The sequence below is a fragment of the Mesorhizobium sp. M0991 genome, from assembly GCF_040318915.1.
GTDB lineage: Bacteria > Pseudomonadota > Alphaproteobacteria > Rhizobiales > Rhizobiaceae > Mesorhizobium.
The window spans coordinates 702,847-725,184 of the sequence record NZ_JAMYNE010000001.1 but is presented as its reverse complement, the minus strand read 5'-3'; the positions used below and the strand labels follow the sequence as shown (position 1 = coordinate 725,184).

At 65.2% G+C, this 22,338-nt stretch carries 25 protein-coding genes; 14 read left to right on the top strand and 11 right to left on the bottom strand.

All coding sequences use genetic code 11. The features are described 5' to 3' along the window. The first annotated feature begins 38 nt into the window (after window positions 1–38). The 5 genes from gnd to NKH70_RS03625 all read left to right on the top strand — a co-directional run bounded on the left by gnd (window position 39) and on the right by NKH70_RS03625 (window position 5,233). Window positions 39–1,055 carry a phosphogluconate dehydrogenase (NAD(+)-dependent, decarboxylating) gene (gene gnd / locus NKH70_RS03645; protein ID WP_352912958.1) on the top strand — a complete coding sequence of 339 codons (1,017 nt, stop codon included), beginning with the start codon at window positions 39–41 and terminating at the stop codon, window positions 1,053–1,055. Between the two features lie 22 nt (window positions 1,056–1,077). Further along, entirely contained in the window at window positions 1,078–2,454 is a 1,377-nt protein-coding gene (gene zwf / locus NKH70_RS03640) for a glucose-6-phosphate dehydrogenase (RefSeq protein ID WP_352912959.1), read from the top strand. Window positions 2,455–2,473: 19 nt separating this feature from the next. Further along, window positions 2,474–3,178, top strand: coding sequence for an ROK family protein (locus tag NKH70_RS03635; RefSeq protein ID WP_352912960.1), 705 nt, complete (start codon window positions 2,474–2,476; stop codon window positions 3,176–3,178). Window positions 3,179–3,342: 164 nt separating this feature from the next. Further along, window positions 3,343–3,807 (top strand): Ros/MucR family transcriptional regulator, encoded by a 465-nt coding sequence (locus NKH70_RS03630; RefSeq protein ID WP_352468167.1) that lies wholly within the window; start codon window positions 3,343–3,345, stop codon window positions 3,805–3,807. Window positions 3,808–3,991: 184 nt separating this feature from the next. Then, window positions 3,992–5,233, top strand: a complete 1,242-nt coding sequence (locus tag NKH70_RS03625; protein WP_352977058.1) for an MFS transporter — start codon at window positions 3,992–3,994, stop codon at window positions 5,231–5,233. A gap of 80 nt (window positions 5,234–5,313) precedes the next feature. On the opposite strand, the gene NKH70_RS03620 is transcribed toward NKH70_RS03625, so the two are convergent. From NKH70_RS03620 to hemC, 6 genes are all read right to left on the bottom strand, one after another. Further along, entirely contained in the window at window positions 5,314–6,030 is a 717-nt protein-coding gene (locus tag NKH70_RS03620; RefSeq protein WP_353024813.1) for a glutamine amidotransferase, read from the bottom strand. A gap of 18 nt (window positions 6,031–6,048) precedes the next feature. Then, window positions 6,049–6,528 (bottom strand): tellurite resistance TerB family protein, encoded by a 480-nt coding sequence (locus NKH70_RS03615; RefSeq protein ID WP_352468165.1) that lies wholly within the window; start codon window positions 6,526–6,528, stop codon window positions 6,049–6,051. Window positions 6,529–6,567: 39 nt separating this feature from the next. Beyond that, window positions 6,568–8,184, bottom strand: coding sequence for a heme biosynthesis protein HemY (locus NKH70_RS03610; RefSeq protein WP_352912962.1), 1,617 nt, complete (start codon window positions 8,182–8,184; stop codon window positions 6,568–6,570). Window positions 8,185–8,192: 8 nt separating this feature from the next. Continuing rightward, window positions 8,193–9,683 (bottom strand): COG4223 family protein, encoded by a 1,491-nt coding sequence (locus tag NKH70_RS03605; protein ID WP_352912963.1) that lies wholly within the window; start codon window positions 9,681–9,683, stop codon window positions 8,193–8,195. 493 nt (window positions 9,684–10,176) lie between these two features. Further along, window positions 10,177–10,893, bottom strand: a complete 717-nt coding sequence (locus NKH70_RS03600; protein WP_352912964.1) for a uroporphyrinogen-III synthase — start codon at window positions 10,891–10,893, stop codon at window positions 10,177–10,179. Window position 10,894: 1 nt separating this feature from the next. Further along, on the bottom strand, window positions 10,895–11,821 hold the full coding sequence (hemC, locus tag NKH70_RS03595) for a hydroxymethylbilane synthase (RefSeq protein ID WP_352912965.1): 927 nt from the start codon (window positions 11,819–11,821) through the stop codon (window positions 10,895–10,897). A gap of 104 nt (window positions 11,822–11,925) precedes the next feature. On the opposite strand from hemC, the gene tsaD reads away from it, so the two are divergent. The 6 genes from tsaD to NKH70_RS03565 are packed head-to-tail and all read left to right on the top strand — an operon-like array spanning window position 11,926 to window position 15,915. Further along, complete coding sequence (gene tsaD, locus NKH70_RS03590) at window positions 11,926–13,011, top strand: tRNA (adenosine(37)-N6)-threonylcarbamoyltransferase complex transferase subunit TsaD (RefSeq protein WP_352718534.1); 1,086 nt, start codon at window positions 11,926–11,928, stop codon at window positions 13,009–13,011. Next, complete coding sequence (locus NKH70_RS03585) at window positions 13,008–14,018, top strand: NAD(P)H-dependent glycerol-3-phosphate dehydrogenase (protein WP_352912966.1); 1,011 nt, start codon at window positions 13,008–13,010, stop codon at window positions 14,016–14,018. Before tsaD ends, NKH70_RS03585 begins: the two co-directional genes overlap by 4 nt. 26 nt (window positions 14,019–14,044) lie before the next feature. After that, window positions 14,045–14,341: a YciI-like protein gene (locus NKH70_RS03580; protein ID WP_292663798.1), complete on the top strand. Its 297-nt coding sequence runs from the start codon at window positions 14,045–14,047 to the stop codon at window positions 14,339–14,341. Window positions 14,342–14,371: 30 nt separating this feature from the next. After that, window positions 14,372–14,797: an EVE domain-containing protein gene (locus NKH70_RS03575; RefSeq protein ID WP_352468158.1), complete on the top strand. Its 426-nt coding sequence runs from the start codon at window positions 14,372–14,374 to the stop codon at window positions 14,795–14,797. Next, on the top strand, window positions 14,752–15,450 hold the full coding sequence (locus NKH70_RS03570; RefSeq protein WP_502908310.1) for a class I SAM-dependent methyltransferase: 699 nt from the start codon (window positions 14,752–14,754) through the stop codon (window positions 15,448–15,450). The genes NKH70_RS03575 and NKH70_RS03570 overlap by 46 nt, the downstream gene beginning before the upstream one ends. A 48-nt stretch (window positions 15,451–15,498) precedes the next feature. Continuing rightward, window positions 15,499–15,915 carry a DUF1761 domain-containing protein gene (locus NKH70_RS03565; RefSeq protein WP_352912967.1) on the top strand — a complete coding sequence of 139 codons (417 nt, stop codon included), beginning with the start codon at window positions 15,499–15,501 and terminating at the stop codon, window positions 15,913–15,915. Window positions 15,916–15,918: 3 nt separating this feature from the next. On the opposite strand, the gene gcvA is transcribed toward NKH70_RS03565, so the two are convergent. Then, window positions 15,919–16,839 (bottom strand): transcriptional regulator GcvA, encoded by a 921-nt coding sequence (gcvA, locus tag NKH70_RS03560; protein ID WP_352912968.1) that lies wholly within the window; start codon window positions 16,837–16,839, stop codon window positions 15,919–15,921. A gap of 162 nt (window positions 16,840–17,001) precedes the next feature. On the opposite strand from gcvA, the gene NKH70_RS03555 reads away from it, so the two are divergent. Next, window positions 17,002–17,247, top strand: a complete 246-nt coding sequence (locus NKH70_RS03555; RefSeq protein ID WP_352912969.1) for a hypothetical protein — start codon at window positions 17,002–17,004, stop codon at window positions 17,245–17,247. Between the two features lie 92 nt (window positions 17,248–17,339). Here the strand turns inward: NKH70_RS03555 and NKH70_RS03550 are convergent, their stop codons facing one another. Then, complete coding sequence (locus NKH70_RS03550) at window positions 17,340–17,876, bottom strand: L,D-transpeptidase family protein (protein ID WP_352913174.1); 537 nt, start codon at window positions 17,874–17,876, stop codon at window positions 17,340–17,342. 144 nt (window positions 17,877–18,020) lie between these two features. On the opposite strand from NKH70_RS03550, the gene NKH70_RS03545 reads away from it, so the two are divergent. Both NKH70_RS03545 and NKH70_RS03540 read left to right on the top strand, forming a co-directional pair. Further along, window positions 18,021–18,704, top strand: coding sequence for a response regulator transcription factor (locus NKH70_RS03545; RefSeq protein WP_023680479.1), 684 nt, complete (start codon window positions 18,021–18,023; stop codon window positions 18,702–18,704). A 125-nt stretch (window positions 18,705–18,829) separates the two neighbouring features. Then, complete coding sequence (locus tag NKH70_RS03540) at window positions 18,830–19,285, top strand: Crp/Fnr family transcriptional regulator (protein WP_352718480.1); 456 nt, start codon at window positions 18,830–18,832, stop codon at window positions 19,283–19,285. A 40-nt stretch (window positions 19,286–19,325) separates the two neighbouring features. Here NKH70_RS03540 and NKH70_RS03535 read toward each other — a convergent pair whose 3' ends face one another. From NKH70_RS03535 to NKH70_RS03525, 3 genes are all read right to left on the bottom strand, one after another. Further along, a complete protein-coding gene (locus NKH70_RS03535; RefSeq protein ID WP_352912970.1) occupies window positions 19,326–20,219 on the bottom strand; it encodes a sugar phosphate isomerase/epimerase family protein in 894 nt (297 codons plus the stop codon). A 116-nt stretch (window positions 20,220–20,335) separates the two neighbouring features. Then, window positions 20,336–21,274, bottom strand: a complete 939-nt coding sequence (locus NKH70_RS03530; protein WP_353024812.1) for an ABC transporter substrate-binding protein — start codon at window positions 21,272–21,274, stop codon at window positions 20,336–20,338. Window positions 21,275–21,360: 86 nt separating this feature from the next. Beyond that, window positions 21,361–22,338 (bottom strand): ABC transporter permease subunit, encoded by a 978-nt coding sequence (locus tag NKH70_RS03525; RefSeq protein WP_502894527.1) that lies wholly within the window; start codon window positions 22,336–22,338, stop codon window positions 21,361–21,363.

Sequence of the window (22,338 nt, the reverse complement as noted above, 5' to 3'; positions counted from 1 at the left end):
CTAGATCATCGATCCCTCAAGTAAGGCAGGACGAGACCATGCAGATAGGAATGATGGGACTGGGCCGGATGGGCGCCAACATGGTTCGGCGCCTGCTGCGTGATGGCCACGAATGCGTCGTCTACGATATCAACCCGGCGAGCGTCGCGGCGCTTGTGAGCGCCGGCGCGGTCGGAGCCGCCTCGATGGAGGAGTTCGTCGGCAAGCTGGCGAAGCCGCGCAGCGCCTGGCTGATGCTGCCGGCGGCGATCACCGGCAGGATCGTCGACCAGGTGGCCGCCTTGATGGAGCCGGGCGACATCATCATCGACGGCGGCAATTCCTATTATCACGAGGCCGTCGACCACGCCGCGCGCCTGGCGTTGAAAGGCTTGAGCTATGTCGATGTCGGCACCAGCGGCGGCGTCTGGGGCCTCGAGCGCGGCTATTGCCTGATGATCGGCGGTCCCGACAGCGCGATCCAGCATCTCGATCCGATCTTCGCAACGCTGGCGCCCGGCGCCGACGCCGCTTCGCCTGCCCCCGGCAAGGACGCCGGAACCGCTCCCTTCGGATATCTCCACTGCGGGCCGAGCGGCGCCGGCCATTTCGTCAAGATGGTCCATAACGGCATCGAATACGGCGTCATGGCCGCCTATGCCGAGGGCATGAACATCCTGAAGTCGGCGAATGCCGGCAAGCGGCAGCGCACCGCCGACGCCGAAACCAGCCCGCTGGAAAACCCGCAATATTACCAGTTCGACATCGACATCGCTGAAGTGGCCGAGGTCTGGCGGCACGGCAGCGTCATCGGCTCGTGGCTGCTCGATTTGACGGCCGGCGTGCTGAAGGCCGATTCGTCGTTGACGCAGTTCGGCGGGCGGGTTTCGGATTCCGGCGAAGGACGCTGGACGCTGAAGGCGGCGATCGACACCGGCGTGCCGGCGCCGGTGCTGTCGTCGGCGCTGTTCGACAGGTTCTCCTCGCAAGGCGAATCCGAATTCGCCGACAAGCTTCTGTCCGCCATGCGCTATGCCTTTGGCGGCCATGTCGAAAAACCCAAGGCCGGCTCGTGACGGGCGACAGGGAGGCACGCCCATGAGCCAGGAACGATCGGACACGCTGGTGCTTTTCGGTGCCACCGGCGATCTCGCCCACAAGAAGATCTTCCCCGCCCTTTACGCCATGGTGGCCAAGGGGACGCTGAGCGAGCCGGTGATCGGCGTCGCCTTCGATCCCTGGGACCTCGCCAAGCTGCAGGCGCGCGCCCGCGACGGCATCGTCAACGCCATCGGCAGCATCGACGAGAAGATCTTCGCCAGGCTTGCATCGCTGCTGCGCTATGTCAGCGGCGACTACCGTGCGTCTGCGACCTTCGAGAAGCTGAAAGCCGCACTCGGCAGCGCTGAGCGGCCGCTGCACTATCTGGCAGTGCCGCCGGCCATGTTCGAGGTCGTCGTCCAGGGGCTGGAACAGTCCGGCGCCGCCCAGGGCGCGCGCCTGATGGTGGAAAAGCCGTTCGGCCACGATCTGCAATCGGCGCGCTGGCTGAACCGGGTGCTGCATCTGGTCTTCGACGAGAAGTCGATCTTTCGCATCGACCATTATCTCGGCAAGGAGGCGATCCAGAACCTACTCTATTTCCGCTTCGCCAATTCCTTCCTCGAGCCGATCTGGAACCGCAATTACGTCGAGAGCGTGCAGATCACCATGGCCGAGGATTTCGGTGTCGAGGGCCGCGGCCGCTTCTATGACGAGGTCGGCTGCATCCGCGACGTCATCGAAAACCACCTGCTCAACATCCTCTTGCTGCTCGCCATGGAGCCGCCGGTCGGCCGCTCGGCCGACGATCTGATCGACGAGAAGGTGCAGGTGCTGCGGGCGATCCGGACGCTGACCAGGGACGATGTCGTGCGCGGCCAGTTCGACGGCTATCTCAGCGAGCCGGGCGTGGCGCCGAATTCGCCGGTCGAGACCTTCGCGGCAGTGCGCTTTTTCGTCGATACCTGGCGCTGGCAGGATGTGCCGTTCTTCATCCGCGCCGGCAAATCCCTGCCGGTGCACGCCACCGAGGTCATCGTGCGGCTGAAGCGGCCGCCGCTCGACGTCTTCGATCCAATCAAACCCGGCGACTGCAATCACGTGCGCTTCCGCATCGACCCGCAGGTGGCGATCTCGATCGGAGCCCGGCGCAAGGCGCCCGGCGACGACATGGTCGGCGAGCAGGTCGAGCTCACCGCGCTCGACGATTCGAAGGGCGACATGCCGCCTTACGAGCGGTTGATCGGCGACGCCATGAACGGCAACGGCCAGCTGTTCACCCGCCAGGACGCCAGCGAGCTCGCCTGGCGCATCGTCGGTCCGGTGCTCGGCGACACCACGCCGCCCCCTGTCTACGCGCCAAAGACGTGGGGGCCGGCCGAAGCCATGGCTGGATTCGGGCCGCCGAACGGCTGGATCAATCCAACAAAATGATTTCTGGGAGGCGAAAGCGGTGGCCAAAGCGGTGAAGCAACAGGCATCGGACGAAGAAAAGATCGTGCTTGCGATCGATATCGGCGGCTCGCACGTCAAGATCCGCACCAGCGCCGGCGGCGACGAGCGCAAGACCGCTTCCGGACCGGAGCTGACGCCGCAGCAGATGGTCGCGGCGGTGAAGACGCTGGCCGAAGGGCTGCAATACGATGTCGTCTCGATGGGCTATCCGGGTCCGGTGCACCACAACCGGCCGCTGACCGAACCCGCCAATCTCGGCAAGGGCTGGGTCGGCTGCGATTTCGCCGCTGAGCTCGGCAAGCCGGTGAAGGTCGTCAACGATGCGCTCATGCAGGCCATCGGCAGTTATGAGGGCGGCCGCATGCTGTTCCTTGGCCTCGGCACCGGCCTGGGGGCCGCGATGATCGTTGATAACGTCGCCCAGCCGATGGAGCTTGCCCATCTTCCCTACAAGAAGCGCGGCAGTTTCGAAGACTATGTCGGCGAACGCGGCCTGCAAAAGCGCGGCAAGAAGAAATGGCGCAAATACGTCTTCGACGTCGTCGACCGGCTTCGCACCGCGATGCAGCCGGATTACGTGGTCATCGGCGGCGGCAATGTCGACGAACTCACCGACTTGCCCGCCGATTGCAGACGCGGCGACAACACACGCGCCTTCGAAGGCGGATTTCGACTATGGCGCGACAAATCCCTGATTATCTGATATTGCTGATTGTCTGATATTATCGAGCACCGGCTCAGGGTTGTTAATCCCGCGCTGCCGTTAGTATTATTATTCAAAATAATGTGTGACGTGGTGCGGCGTCATTGCATTGCGCAGATTTGCCGACTAGGAATTTCTGCGACCCCCACGGACGGAGAAATAGATTGATCGACGACAACAACAACGCTCGCAAAGACATCGACCTGCTCGAGCTGACCGCCCATATCGTGTCCGCATATGTCGAGAAGAACCGCTTGCCGGCTTCCGGCCTCGGCGATCTCATCGCCAGCGTCAGCGCCTCCATAGGCGGGCTCGGGCAACCGGCAGTGCCGGTCGCCGCGCCGCTGACGCCTGCCGTCAATCCCAAGAAATCGGTGACGCCGGACTACATCATCTGTCTCGAGGACGGCAAGAAGTTCAAATCCTTGAAGCGCCATATCGGCGTCCATTTCGGGCTGACGCCCGACGCCTATCGCGCCAAATGGGGCCTGCCGTCCGACTACCCGATGGTCGCCCCCAACTACGCTGCCTCGCGTTCGCAGCTCGCCAAGGCGATCGGCCTCGGCCGCAAAGCCGCCCCGCCCGCGCCCGTCAAGGGCAGGGGCAGGAAGGCCAAGGCGACGGCCTAAAAGCGTTCGGATCAGGTCCGGTCGCTCCGCCAGCGGCAACGCCCGGCGGAGCGGAAATTGTTGATCCAGGCCGGATTTTTGCGCGCGTCCCGCGCCGAACTGCGCTAAAGGCTCTTTTGGCCGGACCAGCGCCCATCGTGGAAGTGCCCCGCCGGCCGACATCGCCGCCACGGGGCCTTATTCCATGACCACAGAATCCCAAGTACCGCCTGACCAGCGTTATGCAGCCTTTCGCCACCGGCCGTTCCTGAGCTACTGGGCGGCGCGTTTTCTCTCGACATTCTCCACCCAGATCGTGTCAGTCGCCGTCGGCTGGCAGATCTATGATCTCACCCGCGACCCGTTCGACCTCGGCCTTGTCGGCATCGTCCAGTTCCTGCCTTCGCTGCTGCTGGTGCTGGTCACCGGCGACGTTGCCGACCGTTTCGGGCGCCGCCTGATCATGGCGTTGGCAGTGCTGGTCGAGGCGGGCTGCGCCTTGGCCCTTCTGCTGTTGACGCTGCGCGGCCTCTCCGGGCCGATGCCGGTCTTCATCGTGCTCGCCATGTTCGGCATCGCGCGCGCCTTCTTCGGGCCGGCTTCGTCATCGTTGTTCGCCAATCTGGTGCCGCCGGAGGATTTCGCCAACGCCATCGCCTGGAACTCGTCCGCCTGGCAGACGGCAACCATCGTCGGGCCGGTCGCCGGCGGCCTGCTCTACGGGCTTTCGGCCGAAGCCGCCTACACCACCGCGGCCGTGCTGATGCTCATCGCCGCCGTGCTGATCTTCACCATCCCGAAGCCTGCCCAGCGCAGCCGGACCGACAGGCCGACGGTGCAGACCCTGTTCGCCGGCTTCGGCTACATCTGGAGCGAAAAGATCGTGCTCGGCGCGATTTCGCTCGATCTGTTCGCGGTGCTCCTGTCCGGCGCCTCGGCGCTGCTGCCGGTCTATGCGCGCGATATCCTCGAACTCGGCCCGTGGGGGCTCGGCCTGTTGCGCTCGGCGCCCGGCGTCGGCGCCATCTGCGTCGCCATCTGGCTGGCCGGACACCCGATCCGCAACCATGCCGGCCTTGTTATGCTCGGCTTCGTTGCGCTGTTCGGCGCGTTCACCGTCTTGTTCGGCCTCTCGACCATCACCTGGCTGTCGATCGCAGCCCTTGCCCTGCTCGGCGCCACCGACATGTTCAGCGTCTACATCCGCGAGACGCTGATCCAGCTGTGGACGCCGGACGACGTTCGCGGCCGCGTCAACGCTGTCAACCAGGTGTTTGTCGGCGCCTCCAATGAGCTCGGCGAATTCCGCGCCGGCACCATGGCGGCGTTGATTGGCACGGTTCCGGCCGTGGTGGTCGGCGGCGTCGGGGCGATCGCTGTCGCCGGTCTATGGGCGGTGCTGTTCCCCCAGCTGCGCAAGGTGCGTCATCTCAGGGGACGAAACTAAAGCGCGACGCGCTTTAGTTCGTTTGTTGTGCATGTCGTTTTCCCAAGACCGCTGCACACTTTTGGGCACATGCACCGACTTCACCGCAGCGCCGGCTTGCCAAAAATCATCGGCAGGAACTCGCCGAGCCAGCGCTTGAGGTGCATGTCCCAGATCAGCCGGCCGCCGAGATGGTCGCGGCCGGGCTGCGCGCCGGGCAGTTCGAAGCGGTGCGCGCCGCGCACCACCCAGCGCTGCATCATCGCCCGGGTCAATTCGCCATGGAACTGGATGCCCCAGGCATTGTCGCCGTAGCGGAAGGCCTGGTTGGGATAGGTTTCGGCCGTCGCCAAAAGCGTCGCGTCTTTGGGCAGCGAAAAGCCCTCGCGATGGAACTGATAGACCATCTCCGGCCAATGCATCAGCCTGCTGCCCGCTTCGGTCGCCTTCAGCGGATACCAGCCGATTTCGACCAGGCCCTCGCCATGGCCCTCGACCCTGCCGCCAAGATGCTTGGCCAACATTTGCGCGCCGAGGCAGATGCCAAGCAGCGGCCGGTTCTCGTTGAGCGGAATTTTGAGCCAGTCGGTCTCGCGGCGGACGAACTCGTCGCCGTCATTGGCGCTCATCGGCCCGCCGAACACCACGGCGCCGGCATGGCCATCCAGCGTCTGCGGCAAGGCCTCGCCGAGCGGCGGGCGGCGGATGTCGAGATCGAAGCCTTCCTCGATAAGCATATGGCCGACCCGCCCCGGGCTCGAATGCTCCTGATGCAGCACGATCAGGATCTTTGGTCTCGGGCTTGGCTTGGGCGGCATTGGAAGGCGGGATCCTGTCTATTCGTCGCTCGACGTTCCGGCAGCACCAGGAGCCGCGGCGGCCGCCTTGAGGCGCGCCTCGACACGATCGCGACGTTCGACGCCGATCAGCTCGGCGACCCGCCAGACGGTATTGTCCTCGAGTTCGTGCAGCTCGCCATCGGCATAAACGATCTCCCACATCAGGCCGATGAAGGCCTTTCGCGCCTCGGCGTCGAGATGGCGCTTGAGCACGCTGGTGAAGGCGTAGAGGTCGATCGCCTCATTGTCGGCCCGCTCGCCGGCAGCCGCCAACGCGTCGAGTTCGTCGCCGCTGATCGAGTAGCTTTCCGCCAGCACCTTCTTGAACCGCTCCCATTCGGTATCCTGGCGCACCCCGTCGGCGTTCATCACATGGAAAAGCAGGGCGGACGCCGCAATGCGCGGATCGTCGGCGCTGGGGCTGTCGCCACCACCGGACGGCAGATCCCTTAGAAACGACAGAACGCGTTCGAACATCAAATCATTCCCAATAAGCCCGGGTCCGCTCGACCCTGATCAGAACAAACGAAACCGGCGCGCCGATTTATCCGCCGCGTCGTCGGGATCGACGCCGGGGTCGTCAGGCAGCCGCGTCAATTCCTGCGCCGGCTCGACGGCTTCGGCATCGTCCGGCACCGCGGCAAATGCCGCCGCGGTGACCGGTGTCACATGATCCTCGCCGGCACGGTTTTCCGGCCTCTCCTCGGTCGCCGCGCTCGGCGTCTCGGCAGCAACCGCTGTGGGCTCGATCGCCTCGGCTGTTTCCTCTACCGGCTTGGCTGGAGCCGCGATGGCCGGCACCGGCGCCTCCGGCGTATCCTCATGGCTGTCGATCAACTGGCCGAGCCGCTCCATCGGCGCCCGCCATTCGAATGCGTCGAGCCTGCCGGTGATCGGCGATACCGGAGTCCAGCGTTCGGAGACGACGCCGTCGGCGACCCAGGCCGGGTCGCGCGGCGCCCTCACCGCCTTCGACAGCAGCTGCCGCACCTTGCCCTGGTCGCCGCTCTCGGCCTCCTCGACGTCGGCGAGCAGCAGATAGGCGCCTTCGCGGCGATCCATTCGGATGGCGGCTTCCGCCTCCCGACGGGCGGTTGAAAAATCCTGCGCATCGAGCGCGGCGCGCGCCACGGCAAGCGAGGACTCGGCATGATTCTTCTTCAGGTCCTGCAGCTTCTTTGCCCGGTTCAGCCGGTCGAGCACGGCATCGCCCGGCCTGGCATGGGTATAGAGCTCGGCGATCTCGGGATGCGGCTCGGCCTTCCACGCCGCCTCGAGGATTTTCGAGCCCTTGCGCACGTCGTTCTGCCGAAACAGCAATTTTGCCGCGACGACCGCCGCCGGCGCGAAATCCGGCCGCAGCCGGTTGGCTTCCAGAGCCGCCGTCCGGGCGGCATTGGCATCGCTGTCGATCAACGCCTGCGCCTTGGCGGTCAGCAGCACGGCGCGGCGTCGGTTGGCCGCATCGCGCTCGATCTGCCGGGTCGACTTCTGGGCGTCGACCAGTTTCAGCGCACCGTCCCAATCGCCGCGGCCGGTCAGGTCTTCCAGCGTCGATTCGGCCGCCCATGCCAGTTGCGGCGCCACTGCCGCGGCACGACCCGCGTAGTGGCGCGCCGCATTGCGGTCGCCGAGCCGCTCGGCCTCGAGATAAAGCCCACGCAGGCCGAGCAGCCGCATTTCGGGATCGTCGAGCATGGTCTCGAATTTTTCACGGGCGCCCTCATGGTCGCCTTCGAGCAGCGAGGCCTGCGCGTCGAGCAGCTGGATCAGCGGCTCCTGGTCGGAACGAATCAGCTTTGCCGCCTCCTTAGTCTTCTTGCGGGCGAGCGCGCCATCACCGGCACCAGCCGCGATCATCCCGGTCGACAGCGCCTGATAGCCGCGGTCGCGGCGACGCACGCGGAAATAGCGCGAGATCGTATAGGGGCTGTTCCACAGCGCCTTGACCAGCCACCAGACGATCATCACCGCGGCAACCACGGCAACGACCGCCACCGCCGCGACCATCAGGCTGACCTGGTATTGATAGCCGTTGAAGGTGACGAGCATTTCACCCGGCCGGTCGGCCAGCCAGGCGAAGCCGAGCCCGAGCGCAAAGACGACGGCGAGGAAGGCGAGGATGCGGATCATTGGGTTCCTCACGCCTTCATCGCGCCGGCGATGAGCGACTCGATCTGCATCTCGACCTCCATCCGAGCTTTCAGCTTGCCGGCAAAGTCGGCGCCGGCGGCCTTGGCCGCGTCAGGCAGGGTTTCGTATTCGCTGAGCGCCTTGGCGTAGTCCCCCTGATTGACCGCGACCTCCATGCGGGCGACGGTTTCCGGGACGCCGGTGCCTTCGACGGCGCCGATCGGCCTGACCTTGACCAGCGATTCGGCGCTCGACAGCAGCTTTTGCAGGATGCCGGCATTCTGCTCGACGGGCGTCGCGGCAGCGACCATGGCGTTGGCGGCGGTGTCCGCTTCGGCGGCGATCTCGGCCCGCGTCGGGACGCCCTTTTCGGCAAAGGCGCGCAGCGTCGCGATCTCGGGTGCATCGGGTGAGATGGCGGCAAAGGTTTCGAGCTCGGCGGCGAACGGCGCACCACGGTCGAGCGCTGCCTTGAGCGCCGAGGCGGCAATGGCCAGCGCGATCTTCGGCTGCGAAGCCTGTGCATCGACCTTGCCCGAGAGCTGTGAAACCGACTGTTCCAGGGCCGCAAGCCGGCCTTCCTGCGCCTTTGCCGTGTCGCCGGCGGATTTCACCAGCGCGTCGAGCGCGGCCAGCCTTTCGTTGAGCGGGCCGAGATCGACGGGCGCCGTGCCGCCGGCCTTGCCGAGGGCCGCGACCGCCGTCTCGATCTGCCTGACCTTGTCGCCAAGTGCTGCCACCCCGGCATTGTCGCCGGCGCCGCCTTGTTCGACCGTCGATTTCAACGCCGCGACGTCCGCCCTGACCTGGTCCAGCGCCGATGACAGCCCGTCCACCTTGGCCGATGCGTCATTGTTGGCGCCGGCCTGTCTGAGGTCCGCGACCTCGCGTTTCAGCGAAACGATCTCACCATTGACGGCGTCGAGCGACACGGGGCCCGACCCCGGCGCACCGAGCAGGCCGGCAAATTGCAGCCCGCCGGCCGCGGCGAGCGCGATGACGCCGCCGACAATACCGGCGGCGATGCCGTTGATGCCGCTCCGCTTCGGCTGCGCTGCCATATGGTCGTCCCTCGTCTCGGCTGTCTTCTCGCCGGAGCCCGGGATCCCCGGTTCGTTGGCCCTGGTTCCGCTGGATGCATCTTCGAAACTGTAGTCGGAAGCCGTGGAGCGACCGGGCGGCGCATCCGAACCGGCGGGATAAGGGGTTTCCGTTTCCCTGGTAGAATCGGTGCCGGCATCCGCCGGCTCTTCCGTGCCGGCGCGCGCGGCTGCGTCGGCGTGTTCCCATGGCTCGAGATCGGTCTGGTCGGCATGCACCGGCTCTTCAGGCGGCTCGGGCTGCGAGGCGTTCGCCGCTTCCTCGGCCCGCGCCTCGTCAGTCTGCGAGGTCGCGACATCTTGTTCGTCGGCGACTCGCGAGACGGCGCCGGGCTCGAGCTCGATGGTCACCGGCTCACGGCGGCTCTTGGAATGCCGCATCTTCGGCGTCTTGACCATACTCGGGCTCCGCAAAATTCGCTTCGGGATGGTTGAAAGGGTCTAGCACATCACCAAGCGGTGAAAAGGGGCGGCGTGATGACGCCACGGCTTGGAGTTCAGTTTTGGCAAAACGCCGCAGTGGTTTTGGGATACGGCATGCGGGGCCAGAAACAAAAAACCCGCCTCGGCGGCGGGTCGTTGGGGCGAATCAGCACCATCAGTGATTTTCTAGCATAGCTGCCGGCACAAAGCAAGAACAAAATGTGACTCGAGGGCAATCGTCCATGTTGGCGCTGCCCCTCATCGCCCTGCCGGGCACTTCTCCCCGTATAGTGACGGGGAGAAGGGGCTGTCACGAGGCTCGACGCTTCTTCTGCAACGCTGGAGATTGGCGAAATCCTCGGCGAAGGCACCCCTCTCCCCGTCACTATACGGGGAGAGGATGCCGGCAGGCAGGTGAGGGGCGGCGTCAACATCTGGAGGACAGGGATAGAGCCGCCTCGAGTGCCGGTCAGCGCGACGCCTGCAAAAGCCCCAGCAAGGCATCCTCGCTGGGCTCCGGCGCTATCCGGATCCTTTCGCCGGCGACATCGCCCAGGGCCGCGGCAATGCGCCCCGACAACGCGAAAAAGCGCGTGTCCTGAAAAAGGCCACGCAGCGCCGGCCGGCCAGCCAGGGCCTGCATCGCCATGGCCGCCTTGGCCGAATAGAGCAGCACCGCCTCGACCGGCCGGGCGGACAGGCGCGCAAGCACGGCCTCATCGGAGTAATCCAGCACAACGGCGTCGTAGGTCTCGACGGCGCGGACCTGAACGCCCGCCGCCTGCAGCCGCTCCTCGAAACCCGGAAACCGCACCCGCCCGCAGAGATAGACGATCGTCTGCCCGGCAAAACCACCAGCAAGTGCATCGGCCAGCGCCTCGGCATTGCCCGGGCCTTCGCTGACCGACAGAAACCCGGCAGCGCGGGCTGCTTCCGCCGTCTTCCTGCCGACGGTGTGGCACGGCAAGCCCGCGAGCGCCGCGATGACCTCTTTCGGCGCATGGCGAACGGCATTGGCGCTGGTGACCGCGACCGCGGCGGCGGCATCGGCGACCGCGCCGGCATCGACCGCCAGCGCCACGGTTTCGGTCAATGGCAGCAGGATCGGCTGAAAGCCGGCATCCGCAAGCCGGCGCGCCGTGCGCGAGGTGCCCGGTTCGGGCCTCGTCACCAGGACGCGGAGCATGTCAGGTCCAGCCGTCGAAGAATGTTTCGCCGGCTTTGGCCCGAACGGTCGCGGCGGCTTCCGCGCCGATGCGCGCCGCCTCCTGCGCCGGCCCTTGCAGCCTGACTTCATGCGACTGCGTGCCATCGGGCGAGATGATCAGCCCGGCAAAGGAAATCGTCCCGCCCGATATCGTCGCATGGCCGGCGATCGGCGTGCGGCAGGACCCGTCGAGCGCCGCCAGGAAGGCGCGCTCGCAGGCCAGCGCCTCGCCGGTCGGCCCGTCGTGGATCGCCGTCAGCATCGCTTCCACGTCGCGGTCGCCGATGCGGCTTTCGATGCAGATCGCGCCTTGTCCCGGCGCTGGCGGAAAGACGTCGAGCGGCATCAGGTCGGTGACGACATCTTCGAGCCCGAGCCGCTTCAGCCCGGCATAGGCGAGGATGGTGCCGTCGGCGATGCCGTCGTCGAGCTTGCGCAGCCGCGTCTGCACATTGCCGCGGAACATCACCACTTCGACGTCCGGCCGCATCCGCCGGATCAGCGCCTGGCGCCGCAGCGACGACGAACCGACCTTGGCGCCTTGTGGCAGGCCGGCAATCGTTCGCGCCGCCTTGCCGATGAAGGCATCGCGCGCGTCCTCTCGCGGCAGGAAGGCGGACAGTTCCAGCCCTTCGGGCAACAGCGTCGGCATGTCCTTCGACGAATGCACGGCGATATCGATGCGGCGCGCCAGCAGCGCCTCCTCGATCTCCTTGGTGAACAGGCCCTTGCCGCCGGCTTCCGACAGCGGCCGGTCCTGGATGCGGTCGCCGCTGGTCGAGATGACGACCACCTCGAACGCCTCGGCCGGCATGCCGTGCGCGGCCATCAGCCGCGCCTGCGTTTCATGCGCCTGCGCCAGCGCCAGCGGGCTGCCGCGTGTTCCGATTTTCAAGGTTGTTTGCATGACGCGCCGTCCGTGATAACCCCCGGCAGATCGAGGCCGTTTTCCGGGCTTTCTCCTATCGGGGAAAGGCCGGTTGCACAATCATCGAGGACAGCGACGAATTGATCCGCGTTCTGGGCATCGAGACGAGTTGCGACGAGACCGCCGCCAGCGTGGTGGCGCTGGACGGTCGCAGCACGCCGCAAATCCTGTCGAACATCGTGCTCAGCCAGATCGAGGAGCATGCTGCTTTCGGCGGCGTCGTGCCGGAGATCGCCGCGCGCGCCCATGTCGAGGCGCTCGACGGCATCATCGAGGCAGCGCTGGCCGATGCCGGCGTCGAGCTCGCCGACATCGATGCGATTGCCGCCACCGCCGGTCCCGGTCTTGTCGGTGGGCTGATCGTCGGCCTGATGACGGCCAAAGCAATCGCCGCGGCAGCCAAAAAACCGCTGATCGCCATCAACCATCTCGAAGGCCACGCGCTGACGGCCAGATTGACCGACGGGCTCGGCTTTCCCTACCTCTTGCTGCTGGTCTCCGGCGGCCATACCCAGATCGTCGCCGTACGCGGCGTCGGCGACTACCAGCGCTGGGCGACGACGATCGATGACGCGCTTGGCGAGGCCTTCGACAAGACGGCCAAGATGCTCGGCCTGCCCTATCCGGGCGGACCGAATGTCGAGCAGGCGGCGGCAAATGGCGATGCGGCGCGTTTTGCGTTTCCGCGCCCGATGAAGGGCTCGGCGCAGCCCGATTTTTCCTTCTCCGGCCTCAAGACCGCGGTGCGCCAGGCGGCAACCGCGATTGCCCCGCTGAGCGACCAGGATGTTGCCGATATCTGCGCCTCGTTCCAGGCGGCGGTGGCGGATGCGCTGGGCGACCGTGTTGCGCGGGCGCTGACCCGGTTCCGTCAGCAATTCCCGGACAAGGCCGAGCCTGCGCTGGTTGTCGCCGGCGGCGTCGCCGCCAACCGGACCATCAAGGCGACATTGCAGGGCCTGTGCGAGCAGGCCGGGTTCAGCTTCGTCGCGCCGCCGCTTAACCTCTGCACCGATAATGCGGCGATGATCGCCTGGGCCGGCATCGAGCGCCTGCGCGCCGGCATATCAGGCGAAAACGCGGCCGATTTCGTGCCGCGCTCGCGCTGGCCGCTGGACAGCGTCTCGGCCCCGATGGTCGGCTCGGGCCGGCGTGGGGCCAAGGCGTGACCGGCAGCGAACACAAGGCGCCAAGCGGCTGGCGCGTCGCCGTGCTCGGCGGCGGCGCCTGGGGCACGGCACTGGCGCTGGCCATGCTGCGAGCCGGTCATTTCGTCCGCCTCTATGCGCGCGACCCGGAGACCGTCGCGGCGATCGACCGTGGCGAAAATCCGCGCTATTTGCCGGGCATCGCGCTCGATCCCGGCATCGTGGCGACGAGCGACATCGAGGCCTCGCTCGACGGCGCGGACTGCGTGCTGGCGGTGGCGCCGGCGCAATCGTTGCGGATTATGCTGACGGCGGCGTCCAGCCATATGCCGAAAGGCGTCCCGCTGGTCCTCTGCGCCAAGGGCATCGAGCGCGACACCGGCGCGCTGCTGTCATCCATTGCCGAGGAAATCCTGCCGGCAAATCCGGTCGCCGCTTTGTCCGGCCCAAGCTTTGCCACCGACGTCGCCAGGGGCCTGCCGACGGCCGTCGTGGTCGCCGCCCGCGACGAGGCTCTGGCCACCGACCTTGCCGCCCGCTTTTCGGCGGAAAATCTGCGCTGTTATTCGAGCGACGATCTAATCGGCGTCGAGATCGGCGGCGCGCTGAAGAACGTCTTTGCCATTGCCGCGGGTGCCGTCACCGGCGCCGGGCTCGGTGCCAGCGCCCAGGCGGCGATGGTGACGCGCGGCTTCGTCGAATTGCGCCGCATCGGCGCCGCCTTTGGCGCCAAGCCGGAGACGCTGATGGGGCTTTCAGGCCTCGGCGACCTGCTGCTCACCTGCTCGTCCGCCCAGTCGCGCAATTTCGCTTATGGGCTGGCGCTGGGGCAAGGCAAGCCGCTCGCCGGCCTGCCTCTGGCGGAAGGCGTGCCGACGGCGGCAATCGCCGCCCGCATCGCCGGCGAGCGCCGGATCGACGCGCCGATCATCGCCGCCGTCGCCGCCATACTGGACGGCACCATAACCATAGACCAGGCTGTGTCGGCGTTGATGACAAGGCCGCTCAAGACCGAAACCGACATGTAATCCCGAACGATTGCGGAGATGGAAAGATGCTGTTTGCGTTGATTTGCAAGGACAAGCCAGGAAGCCTGCAGGTGCGGCTCGATACGCGGCCCAAGCACCTTGCCTTCCTGGAAGGGCTGAACGGCGACAAGAAATTGGCCTTCGCCGGCCCGTTCCTCGACGCCGACGGCAAGCCGAACGGCACTCTCGCCGTTGTCGAGGCGCCCGATCTGGCTGCGGCAAAAGCCCTGTCGGCGGCCGATCCCTATACCAAGGCAGGGCTGTTCGAAAGCGTCGAAATCCGGCAGTGGAACTGGAGCTTCAACAAACCGGCGGATATCTAATCGAGGCGGCACCTGAGGAGGAGCAAAACAATGAACTACTGGCTGTTCAAATCCGAACCCTCGGTCTTCTCCTTCGAAATGCTGAAGGCCAAGGGCAAGGCCGGCACGCAATGGGACGGCGTGCGCAATTATGCGGCGCGCAACAACATGAAGGCGATGCAGATCGGCGATCTCGGCTTCTTCTACCATTCCAATGACGGGCTCGACATCGTCGGCATCGCCGAAGTCTGCGCTCTGGCCCATCAGGACAGCACCACCGACGACCCCCGCTGGGAGTGCGTCGATATCCGCGCCTTCAAGGACATGCCGAAGCCAGTGACGCTGGAGCAGGCCAAGGCCAATCCAAAGCTGGCCGACATGGCGCTGGTGCGGCTCGGGCGGCTGTCCGTGCAGCCGGTGACGCCGGCCGAATGGCAAGAAGTTTGCCGCATGGGCGGCCTGACGCCGGCGCCATGACGGCGCTGACGCCGGACAGCGCCAAGAAATTCATCCTCGACAACACGGCGCTGATGGCGCCGCCGCATGTGCCGGAGATCCGCCTTCAACTGGCCGACGAGGCACATGAATTATGGCAGCGGACAGAGGACGAGCTGACCGAAATCGGCCTGCCGCCGCCCTTCTGGGCTTTTGCCTGGGCCGGCGGCCAGGGCCTTGCCCGCTACATCCTCGACAATCCGGCGGCGGTGCGCGGCAGGCGCGTGCTCGACTTCGCCTCCGGCTCCGGCCTTGTCGCCATTGCCGCGGCCAAAGCTGGCGCCGCGGAGGTGATCGCCGCCGATATCGACCCGCTCTGCGCGACAGCGATCCGCCTCAACGCCGAGGCAAATGGAGCCGAGATAAAATTCCTCATCGGCGACTGCATCGGCAGCGATGCCGGGTGGGACGTCGTGCTGGCCGGCGATGTCTTCTACGACAAGTCCTTTGCCGACAGGCTGATGCCGTGGTTCGTCACTCTGAAGGCGCGCGGCGCCGACATCCTCGTCGGCGATCCCGGCCGTTCCTATCTGCCGAGGGCGGGACTGAAACCGCTTGCCGTCTATGAAGTGGCGGTGACCCGGGCGCTGGAGGACGCCGAGGTCAAGCGCACGACCGTCTGGCGTCTTGCTTGACGGCATCGCCGAACAGGCGTTCCATCGCGCAATCGACCGGAGGGAACCATGGATTTTTCAGCAATCAATTGGCTGGCGGTAATCGTCGCCGCCGTCGTGGCATGGCTGTTCGGCGCGGCCTGGTACATGGGCTTGAGCAAGCCGTGGCTGAAGGCCGCCAAGCTTGATCCGGCGACGATGAGCAAATCGATGCTGCCCTTCGTCGTCTCCTTCATCGCGGACCTCGTCATGGCGCTGGTCATGTCGCTGATCATCGGCGCGGTGACCGGCGGCGAACCGAGCCTGCTTGCCGGGGTGATCTTCGGCTTCGTTCTCTGGCTGGGGTTCGTCGCCACCACGCTTTCAGTCAACCATCGCTACGAAGGCTTCGGCTGGGATCTGACGCTCATCGATGTCGGCCATTGGCTCGGCGTGCTGCTTCTCATTGGCGCGGTGATCGGCTGGTTCGGCGCGGCGGTGGGCTGACCGTCAGGTCGGGGTCTTGGCGATTTCCTCGAGAAGCCAATCGCGAAATGCGACGATGCGCGGATCATTCGCCGCACTTTCGGGATAGACCAGGAAATAGGCGAATTCGGGCGCGACCTTGATGCCGAGTTCGAAGGGCCGGATCAGCCTGCCTTCGGACAGGTCGGTTGCCACCATGGCGAAATCGGCGAGCGCGACCGCGTTGCCGTCGAGCGCGGCCTGGACGGCATCCGTCGAGTTGCCGAACACGATGGTCCGGCTGTCGTCGAAATCGTCGACGCCCGCCGCCGCCATCCATATGCTCCAATTCGGCCAGGTGACGCCTTGGCGCGACCACTCGATATGGGCCAGCGTATGATGGAACAGGTCGCGCGGCTCCTTGAGCGGCGGCCCTGACCGCAGCAAGGCCGGACTGCAGACGGGAATAATGACGTTTTCGAACAGCCGGTGCGATCGAAGCCCCGGATACTTGCCGGTGCCAAAACGGATGCCGAGATCGACGTCGTCGCGATCGAAGTCGCGCACCTCGTAGCTGATGTCGAAACGCAGCTCGATCGCCGGATGCTGCTTGCGAAAATCGTCGACGCGCCGCATCAGCCACTTCGTCGCGAATTGCGCATCGAGGGTGACCTTCAGCAGCGCCGATCCGCGCGCTGTCTTCTGCGCCCGTGAGACGGCCCGACCAAGCAGGTCGAGCGCATCGGTCGAAGCTTCGAACAGCACCGCGCCCGCCTCGGTCAGCCGGATCGTGCGGCTGGTGCGTGTGAACAGCACGATGCCGAGCTGATCCTCGATTTCCTTGATCTGGTGGCTGACCGCTGCCGGGGTCAGGCCGAGCTCGTCGGCGGCGCGGGTGAAATTGAGGTGCCGGGCCGCTGCCTCCAGCGTCCGCAGCGCACGGGTTCCAGGCAACAGGCGCGCCATCAGTGCCAGACGAGGAGGGTTCGGTCGAGCATTCCAATCCTCAAACAAAACTTGAAGATGCGGAAAAAACTACTCGTTTCCCGTTTGAATTTCAATCCGCCATGATCTGAGCATCAAAGAAACATCAAACCGGATTTGATGTCCGGAGAAGCGGATTGCACCATGTCTGACATCACCTTGCGCTCTGTAAGCCTCCGCCCGGCCTGGCTGCGCGCCGTGCTTGACTGGCTTCGGCACGCGAGAATCGCGGTCAGTCTTCCCTACGAGAATGTCGAGAATCTCTCCGACCGCCAGCTGCGCGACATTGGCGGCGAACGCAAGGACATCGCACGCGCCATGGACCGGGAACTCGGCCGGCTCGGCCTTCTCGACATAGGGTGGCAAAGGAGTAGGGGAGTAGGGGAGTAGGGGAGTAGGGGAGTAGGAAAAGCTAAGCGGCGCGCCCGCGCCTGTCTTACCCTTACTGCCCTATTCCCCTACTCCCTTATTCCCCTACTCCCTTACCTTACCACCCTTACCACCGTCCGCTCCGACAGCAGCGGCAGCAGCCGTGCCATGGTGCGGGCCGTTACCGCGACGCAGCCTTGCGTCGGCGTGAAGCCGGGGCGCGCCAGGTGGAAGAAGATGGCGCTGCCGCGCCCGCGCCGGCGCGGCACAAAGTTCCAGTCCAGCACCAGGCAGGCGTCATAGAGGTCGTCGGCCCGCAGCATCCGCTCATGGCTGGCGCCATACGGGATTTTTACCGGACGGTTGTAGTTGCGGTCCCCAGGCACCTCGCACCACCCGAGATCGCGGCCGATCGGCGTCATCGCCAGCCGCGTCCGGCGGCCGCCGGCAAAACGGTCGCCGCGAAAATATCCCGACAATATCCGCATCGAGGCAAGCGGGGTGGCGCCGTCGCCCTCGCGCTTGCCGGCCGAGATGCCGCCATGCCCCAGCGCACATGGAAACACGAGTTTGCCAGCCTGCAGAAAGCCTTGGCTGGGCTGGCCTGGGCGCGCGCGCACGGTGAGCACGGTGAGCCCTTTCGGCAAAATTGCGCCGACTGCATTGCGATCGTGTTTTTTCTTGTATGATCGTGCCACGGAACAAATCACTGTGAACGGCTGTTGTGCCGGTCAGCTTCCGCATAAACAGGCAGCGGTCAACTGAAATCTCTTTTCAAAACAACGGATTGATCCATGACTTCACGCACCATTCTGATCGTCGACGACGATGACGACCTGCGCGGCACCCTTGTCGAGCAATTGTCGCTTTATGAGGAATTCGATGTCCTGCAGGAAGCGACCGCCGCCAAAGGCGTCGCCACGGCGCGCGGCGGGCTCATCGACCTGCTGATCATGGATGTCGGCCTGCCCGACATGGATGGCCGCGAGGCGGTAAAGATATTGCGCAAGGGCGGCTACAAGGCGCCGATCATCATGCTGACCGGCCATGATACCGATTCCGACACCATCCTTGGCCTCGAGGCCGGCGCCAACGACTATGTGACGAAGCCGTTCCGCTTTGCCGTGCTGCTGGCCCGCATCCGCGCCCAGCTGCGCCAGCACGAACAGAGCGAGGACGCCACTTTCTCGGTCGGCCCCTACACGTTCAAGCCCAGCCAGAAGCTTCTGATCGACCCGCGCGGCGCCAAGGTTCGGCTGACCGAAAAGGAAGCCTCGATCATCAAATATCTCTACCGCGCCGACCAGAAGGTGGTGACCCGCGACGTGCTGCTGGAGGAAGTCTGGGGCTACAATTCCGGCGTCACCACGCATACTCTGGAAACGCATGTCTACCGGCTGCGCCAGAAGATCGAGCGCGATCCTTCCAACGCGGAAATTCTCGTGACAGAAAGCGGCGGCTACAAGCTGGTTCCTTAAACATTTCATTATTCAAATAAGCGATCCGGGCGGGGCGCTTTTCGGGTACGGTCCTGAGGCTGGAGGTGGTTCTGGATCGGCCTCGTAGGGGAGGAGTCGGACTGACGGTTCGGGGACATAGCTAGATGGCGCTGGATGACGACATCCGCATCCTGTCCGCCGTGAGGCTCTTCGAGGGCTTCACGCAGGAACAGCTGCGTCTGCTCGCCTTCGGCGCCGAAACCACCAAGTTGCAAGCCGACCACAAGCTTTACCGCGAGGACGACGAGGCTGATTGCGCCTATATCGTGATCAGCGGCCGCATCGTCCTCTACCGCGAGCACGATGGCGAGCGCATCCCGATCGGCACCGCCGGCCCCGGCACCATGCTCAGCGAACTGGCGCTGATCGCCGACACCAACCGGCTGACCAGCGCCTCCGCCGAAATCGATTCGGAAGTGCTGCGGCTCAGCCGCAAGATGTTCCGCCGCATCCTCGAGGAATATCCGGAGCTGGCGGTTCACCTGCACCAGCGCATCTCGGAGGATTTCCAGGCGATGATCCGCCGGATCGAGGAACTTGGGCCGCGTTTTGCCGGCTAATGTAGCGCCTCTGGCCTAACCAGATTGGAACCGCGAGGGCTCAAGGCCGGTGCGTTGCGGAAACAAGCTCGGCCTTGCGCCGCGCCGTCTCCAGTCCGAGCGCAATGAAGCGGCGCGCATGTTTGGCCAACTCCATATTGTCGGTCCACAGATTGCGCCAGATCGCGGTTTTCCGCGACAGGTTCTCGTCGACGATTTCCGAGGAGAAGGATTCGAAGCTGAGGTCGTCGCTGTAGCCGATGGCGGTCAGCGCATCGAATATCCCCGCAAAATCGATATTGCCGGTGCCGAGGAAGCCGCGATGGCTCTCGCCGATATGGACATAGCCAATCTTCCTTGCGGCGTTGCGAATGGCCAAGCTGACATCGGCCTCCTCGATGTTCATGTGGAAACTGTCGAGATGCAGGAAAATGTTGTCGGAGCCGCTGTCCGCGATGAAGGCCATGCCTTGCGCTGCGGTGTTGAGCAGATTGCTTTCGAAGCGGTTGACGATTTCGAGGTTGAGGGTGACGCCGGCTGATTTTGCCGTCTCCGCCACCTCGGCCAGCGTGCCGGCGCTGCGGTTCCACTGGTCGCGCGTCGGCGCCTCGCTCTGCAAGCCGTGGCTGGTGCTGAGGATGCCGGCAACCTTCTGGCCGCCGAGATCGCGGGTCAGCGCGATCGTACGTTTCAGGATTTCGACGCCGTGCGCGGCAATCGTTTTGTCGGCGCTCGAAATATCGCCGTCGGCCGGCAGTCCGATGCTGATCGCAACACCGAGGCCGAGATCGGCGATCCGCTTGGCCAACCCATCAATGTCGACATTGGCGGGGTCGAGATAGGAGAATTCGATCAGGTCGAAGCCGGCTTCCCTGGTGTTGGCCAGCGTCCGCTCGAGGTCGCCCTGCGCCGAGCTCGCCGACCAGACGAATGAGTGGATTCCGATGCGCGACATGATTGTCTCCGGTTATTGCAGGAGTAGCGGACGTAAGTCCAAATCGGTTTTGGCAATCCGTTGCTCGAACAAAAAAGGTGCGGCCGGTCATCCCCGCCGCACCAGGCTTGGGAGGCTTAGCGAGCTGCGGTCCAGCCCTTGTAATCCTTCAAATTGTCGGCGGTGATCAGCTTCGGGTCGAGCAGCACCGTCGGCTCGGCCGGCTTCTTGCCGGCAAGCAGGTCAGCCGCCATCGTCAGCGACTGGCCGGCCATCACATAGGGATCCTGTGAGGCCGAGGCCTTGATCATCGACGTGCCGGAGGCGAGTTCCTTCTCGATATCCGGCGCACCGTCGACCGCGGTGAAGATGAACTCCGAGCGGTTGAGCTGCTTGGCCGCAAGCTGGGCGCCGATCGCTGTCGGATCGTTGATGGCGAAGACCGCGTCGATCTTGTCGAAACGGGTCAGCAGCGACTGGAACACTTTCAGGCCGCCGTCACGCGAGCCTTCGGCGTTCTGGTCGTCGGAAAGAACCTTGATGTCCGGGTGTTTTGCCAGCACGTCCTTGCAGCCCTTGACCCGCTCCAGGATCGACGACGAGGCCGGGCCGTTGAGGATGACGTAGTCGCCCTTGCCGCCGGTACGATCGACCAGATACTGGCACGCCTCTTCGCCGGCCTTGACATTGTTGGTCATCACGGTGACGTCGGCGCCCGGCGCCGAAACATCGAAGGCGGCAACGACGATGCCGGCCGCCTGCGCCTTCTTCACCGCCGGCGCGATCGCCTTGGCATCGACGGCGTTGAGCATGATGACGTCGACGCCGGCGGCGATGAAGGAATCGACCTGCGACACCTGCTTGTTGAGCTCGTAGTCGGCCGATACCGAGGTCACCTGCACATTCGGGTTGATCTTCTTGGCCGCGTCCTCGATGCCCTTGATGGTGGCGACGAAGAACGGGTTGCCGAGCAGGCCGACCGAGATGCCGACCTTGTTCAGATCCTTGGCCGATGCCGGCGCGATGACGGCGGCCGCAAGGGCGACGCCGCAGAGCAGTTTAGCGATGGTCTTCATTGTTTTGTTTTCCTCCTGATGCCCCGCGCCTCTCACGGTGCGTTACACATGAAACCGGCTCGTTGGATGCCGGCGACTAAGGGCCATCACGTTCTTGCTCCTGCCTGGAGCCGGTAACGGTCGAGGGCGACCGCCACGATGATGACCAATCCCTTGATGATGTACTGCCAGATGTCCGAAACACCGGCGAGGATAAGCCCGTTGGACAGCACGGCGATGATCAGGCCGCCGATCAGCGTGCCCCAGATCGAGCCGACGCCGCCGACGAAACTGGTGCCGCCGAGGATGACCGCGGCAATGGCGTCGAGTTCGTAGGACTGGCCGAGCTGCAGCCCGTTGGCGGCATAGAGCCGGGCCGCCGACATGGCGCCGCCAAGGCCGGCCAGAAGGCCGGAAACGCCGTAGACGAAGAGCAGCACCAACGGCACCTTGATGCCGGTCAGCCTGGCGGCCTCGGCATTGCCGCCGACGGCGTAGATCCAGGTACCGAGCACGGTGCGCTTGAGCACCAGCCAGGACAGCACCACGACCGCCAGCGCGATGATGACCAGCCACGGAATGCCGAACAGCGACCCGTTGCCGATGAAGTCGAACGGCAGGTCCGCGTTGAACACCGTGGTGTCCTGGCCGAGCAGGCGGGCGACGCCGCGCACGGCGGTCAGCGACCCCAGCGTGACGATGAAGGGTGGCAGCTTGATATAGGCGATCAGCAGCCCGTTGATGACGCCGAAGCCGAGCCCGACGAGAATGGCGGCCGGCACGCCCAGCAGTCCCCAATCGGGCACCAGCGACACCATCACCGCCACCATCGCCGAGGCGGCAAGGATCGAGCCGACGGACAGGTCGATGCCGCCGGTCAGGATGACGAAGGTCATGCCGGCCGCCAGCACGATGTTGATCGACGATTGCTGCATGACGATCAGCAGATTGGTCTGGGTGAAAAAGCGCGGGTTGATGAACTGGAAGCCGACCGCCAGCAGGATCAGGATCGGCAGCATGCCGAGCGCAGCGATGGCGGTGCGCCACCTTGTGCTCCTGCCGACCGCCCGGTCGTCCGCTTTCAT

Excerpts from the sequence above, each read along its gene's own strand:
- NKH70_RS03530 (WP_353024812.1), bottom strand. The coding sequence starts at position 21,274 with ATGAAGACCATCGCTAAACTGCTCTGCGGCGTCGCCCTTGCGGCCGCC.
- NKH70_RS03610 (WP_352912962.1), bottom strand. The coding sequence starts at position 8,184 with ATGATCCGCATCCTCGCCTTCCTCGCCGTCGTCTTTGCGCTCGGGCTC.
- NKH70_RS03580 (WP_292663798.1), top strand. The coding sequence starts at position 14,045 with ATGCTGTTTGCGTTGATTTGCAAGGACAAGCCAGGAAGCCTGCAGGTG.
- NKH70_RS03540 (WP_352718480.1), top strand. The coding sequence starts at position 18,830 with ATGGCGCTGGATGACGACATCCGCATCCTGTCCGCCGTGAGGCTCTTC.
- NKH70_RS03615 (WP_352468165.1), bottom strand. The coding sequence starts at position 6,528 with ATGTTCGAACGCGTTCTGTCGTTTCTAAGGGATCTGCCGTCCGGTGGT.
- NKH70_RS03575 (WP_352468158.1), top strand. The coding sequence starts at position 14,372 with ATGAACTACTGGCTGTTCAAATCCGAACCCTCGGTCTTCTCCTTCGAA.
- NKH70_RS03605 (WP_352912963.1), bottom strand. The coding sequence starts at position 9,683 with ATGGTCAAGACGCCGAAGATGCGGCATTCCAAGAGCCGCCGTGAGCCG.
- NKH70_RS03620 (WP_353024813.1), bottom strand. The coding sequence starts at position 6,030 with ATGCCGCCCAAGCCAAGCCCGAGACCAAAGATCCTGATCGTGCTGCAT.
- gnd (WP_352912958.1), top strand. The coding sequence starts at position 39 with ATGCAGATAGGAATGATGGGACTGGGCCGGATGGGCGCCAACATGGTT.
- NKH70_RS03555 (WP_352912969.1), top strand. The coding sequence starts at position 17,002 with ATGTCTGACATCACCTTGCGCTCTGTAAGCCTCCGCCCGGCCTGGCTG.
- zwf (WP_352912959.1), top strand. The coding sequence starts at position 1,078 with ATGAGCCAGGAACGATCGGACACGCTGGTGCTTTTCGGTGCCACCGGC.
- NKH70_RS03535 (WP_352912970.1), bottom strand. The coding sequence starts at position 20,219 with ATGTCGCGCATCGGAATCCACTCATTCGTCTGGTCGGCGAGCTCGGCG.
- hemC (WP_352912965.1), bottom strand. The coding sequence starts at position 11,821 with ATGCAAACAACCTTGAAAATCGGAACACGCGGCAGCCCGCTGGCGCTG.
- NKH70_RS03600 (WP_352912964.1), bottom strand. The coding sequence starts at position 10,893 with ATGCTCCGCGTCCTGGTGACGAGGCCCGAACCGGGCACCTCGCGCACG.
- NKH70_RS03525 (WP_502894527.1), bottom strand. The coding sequence starts at position 22,338 with ATGAAAGCGGACGACCGGGCGGTCGGCAGGAGCACAAGGTGGCGCACC.
- NKH70_RS03625 (WP_352977058.1), top strand. The coding sequence starts at position 3,992 with ATGACCACAGAATCCCAAGTACCGCCTGACCAGCGTTATGCAGCCTTT.
- NKH70_RS03570 (WP_502908310.1), top strand. The coding sequence starts at position 14,752 with ATGGCAAGAAGTTTGCCGCATGGGCGGCCTGACGCCGGCGCCATGACG.
- NKH70_RS03565 (WP_352912967.1), top strand. The coding sequence starts at position 15,499 with ATGGATTTTTCAGCAATCAATTGGCTGGCGGTAATCGTCGCCGCCGTC.
- NKH70_RS03545 (WP_023680479.1), top strand. The coding sequence starts at position 18,021 with ATGACTTCACGCACCATTCTGATCGTCGACGACGATGACGACCTGCGC.
- gcvA (WP_352912968.1), bottom strand. The coding sequence starts at position 16,839 with ATGGCGCGCCTGTTGCCTGGAACCCGTGCGCTGCGGACGCTGGAGGCA.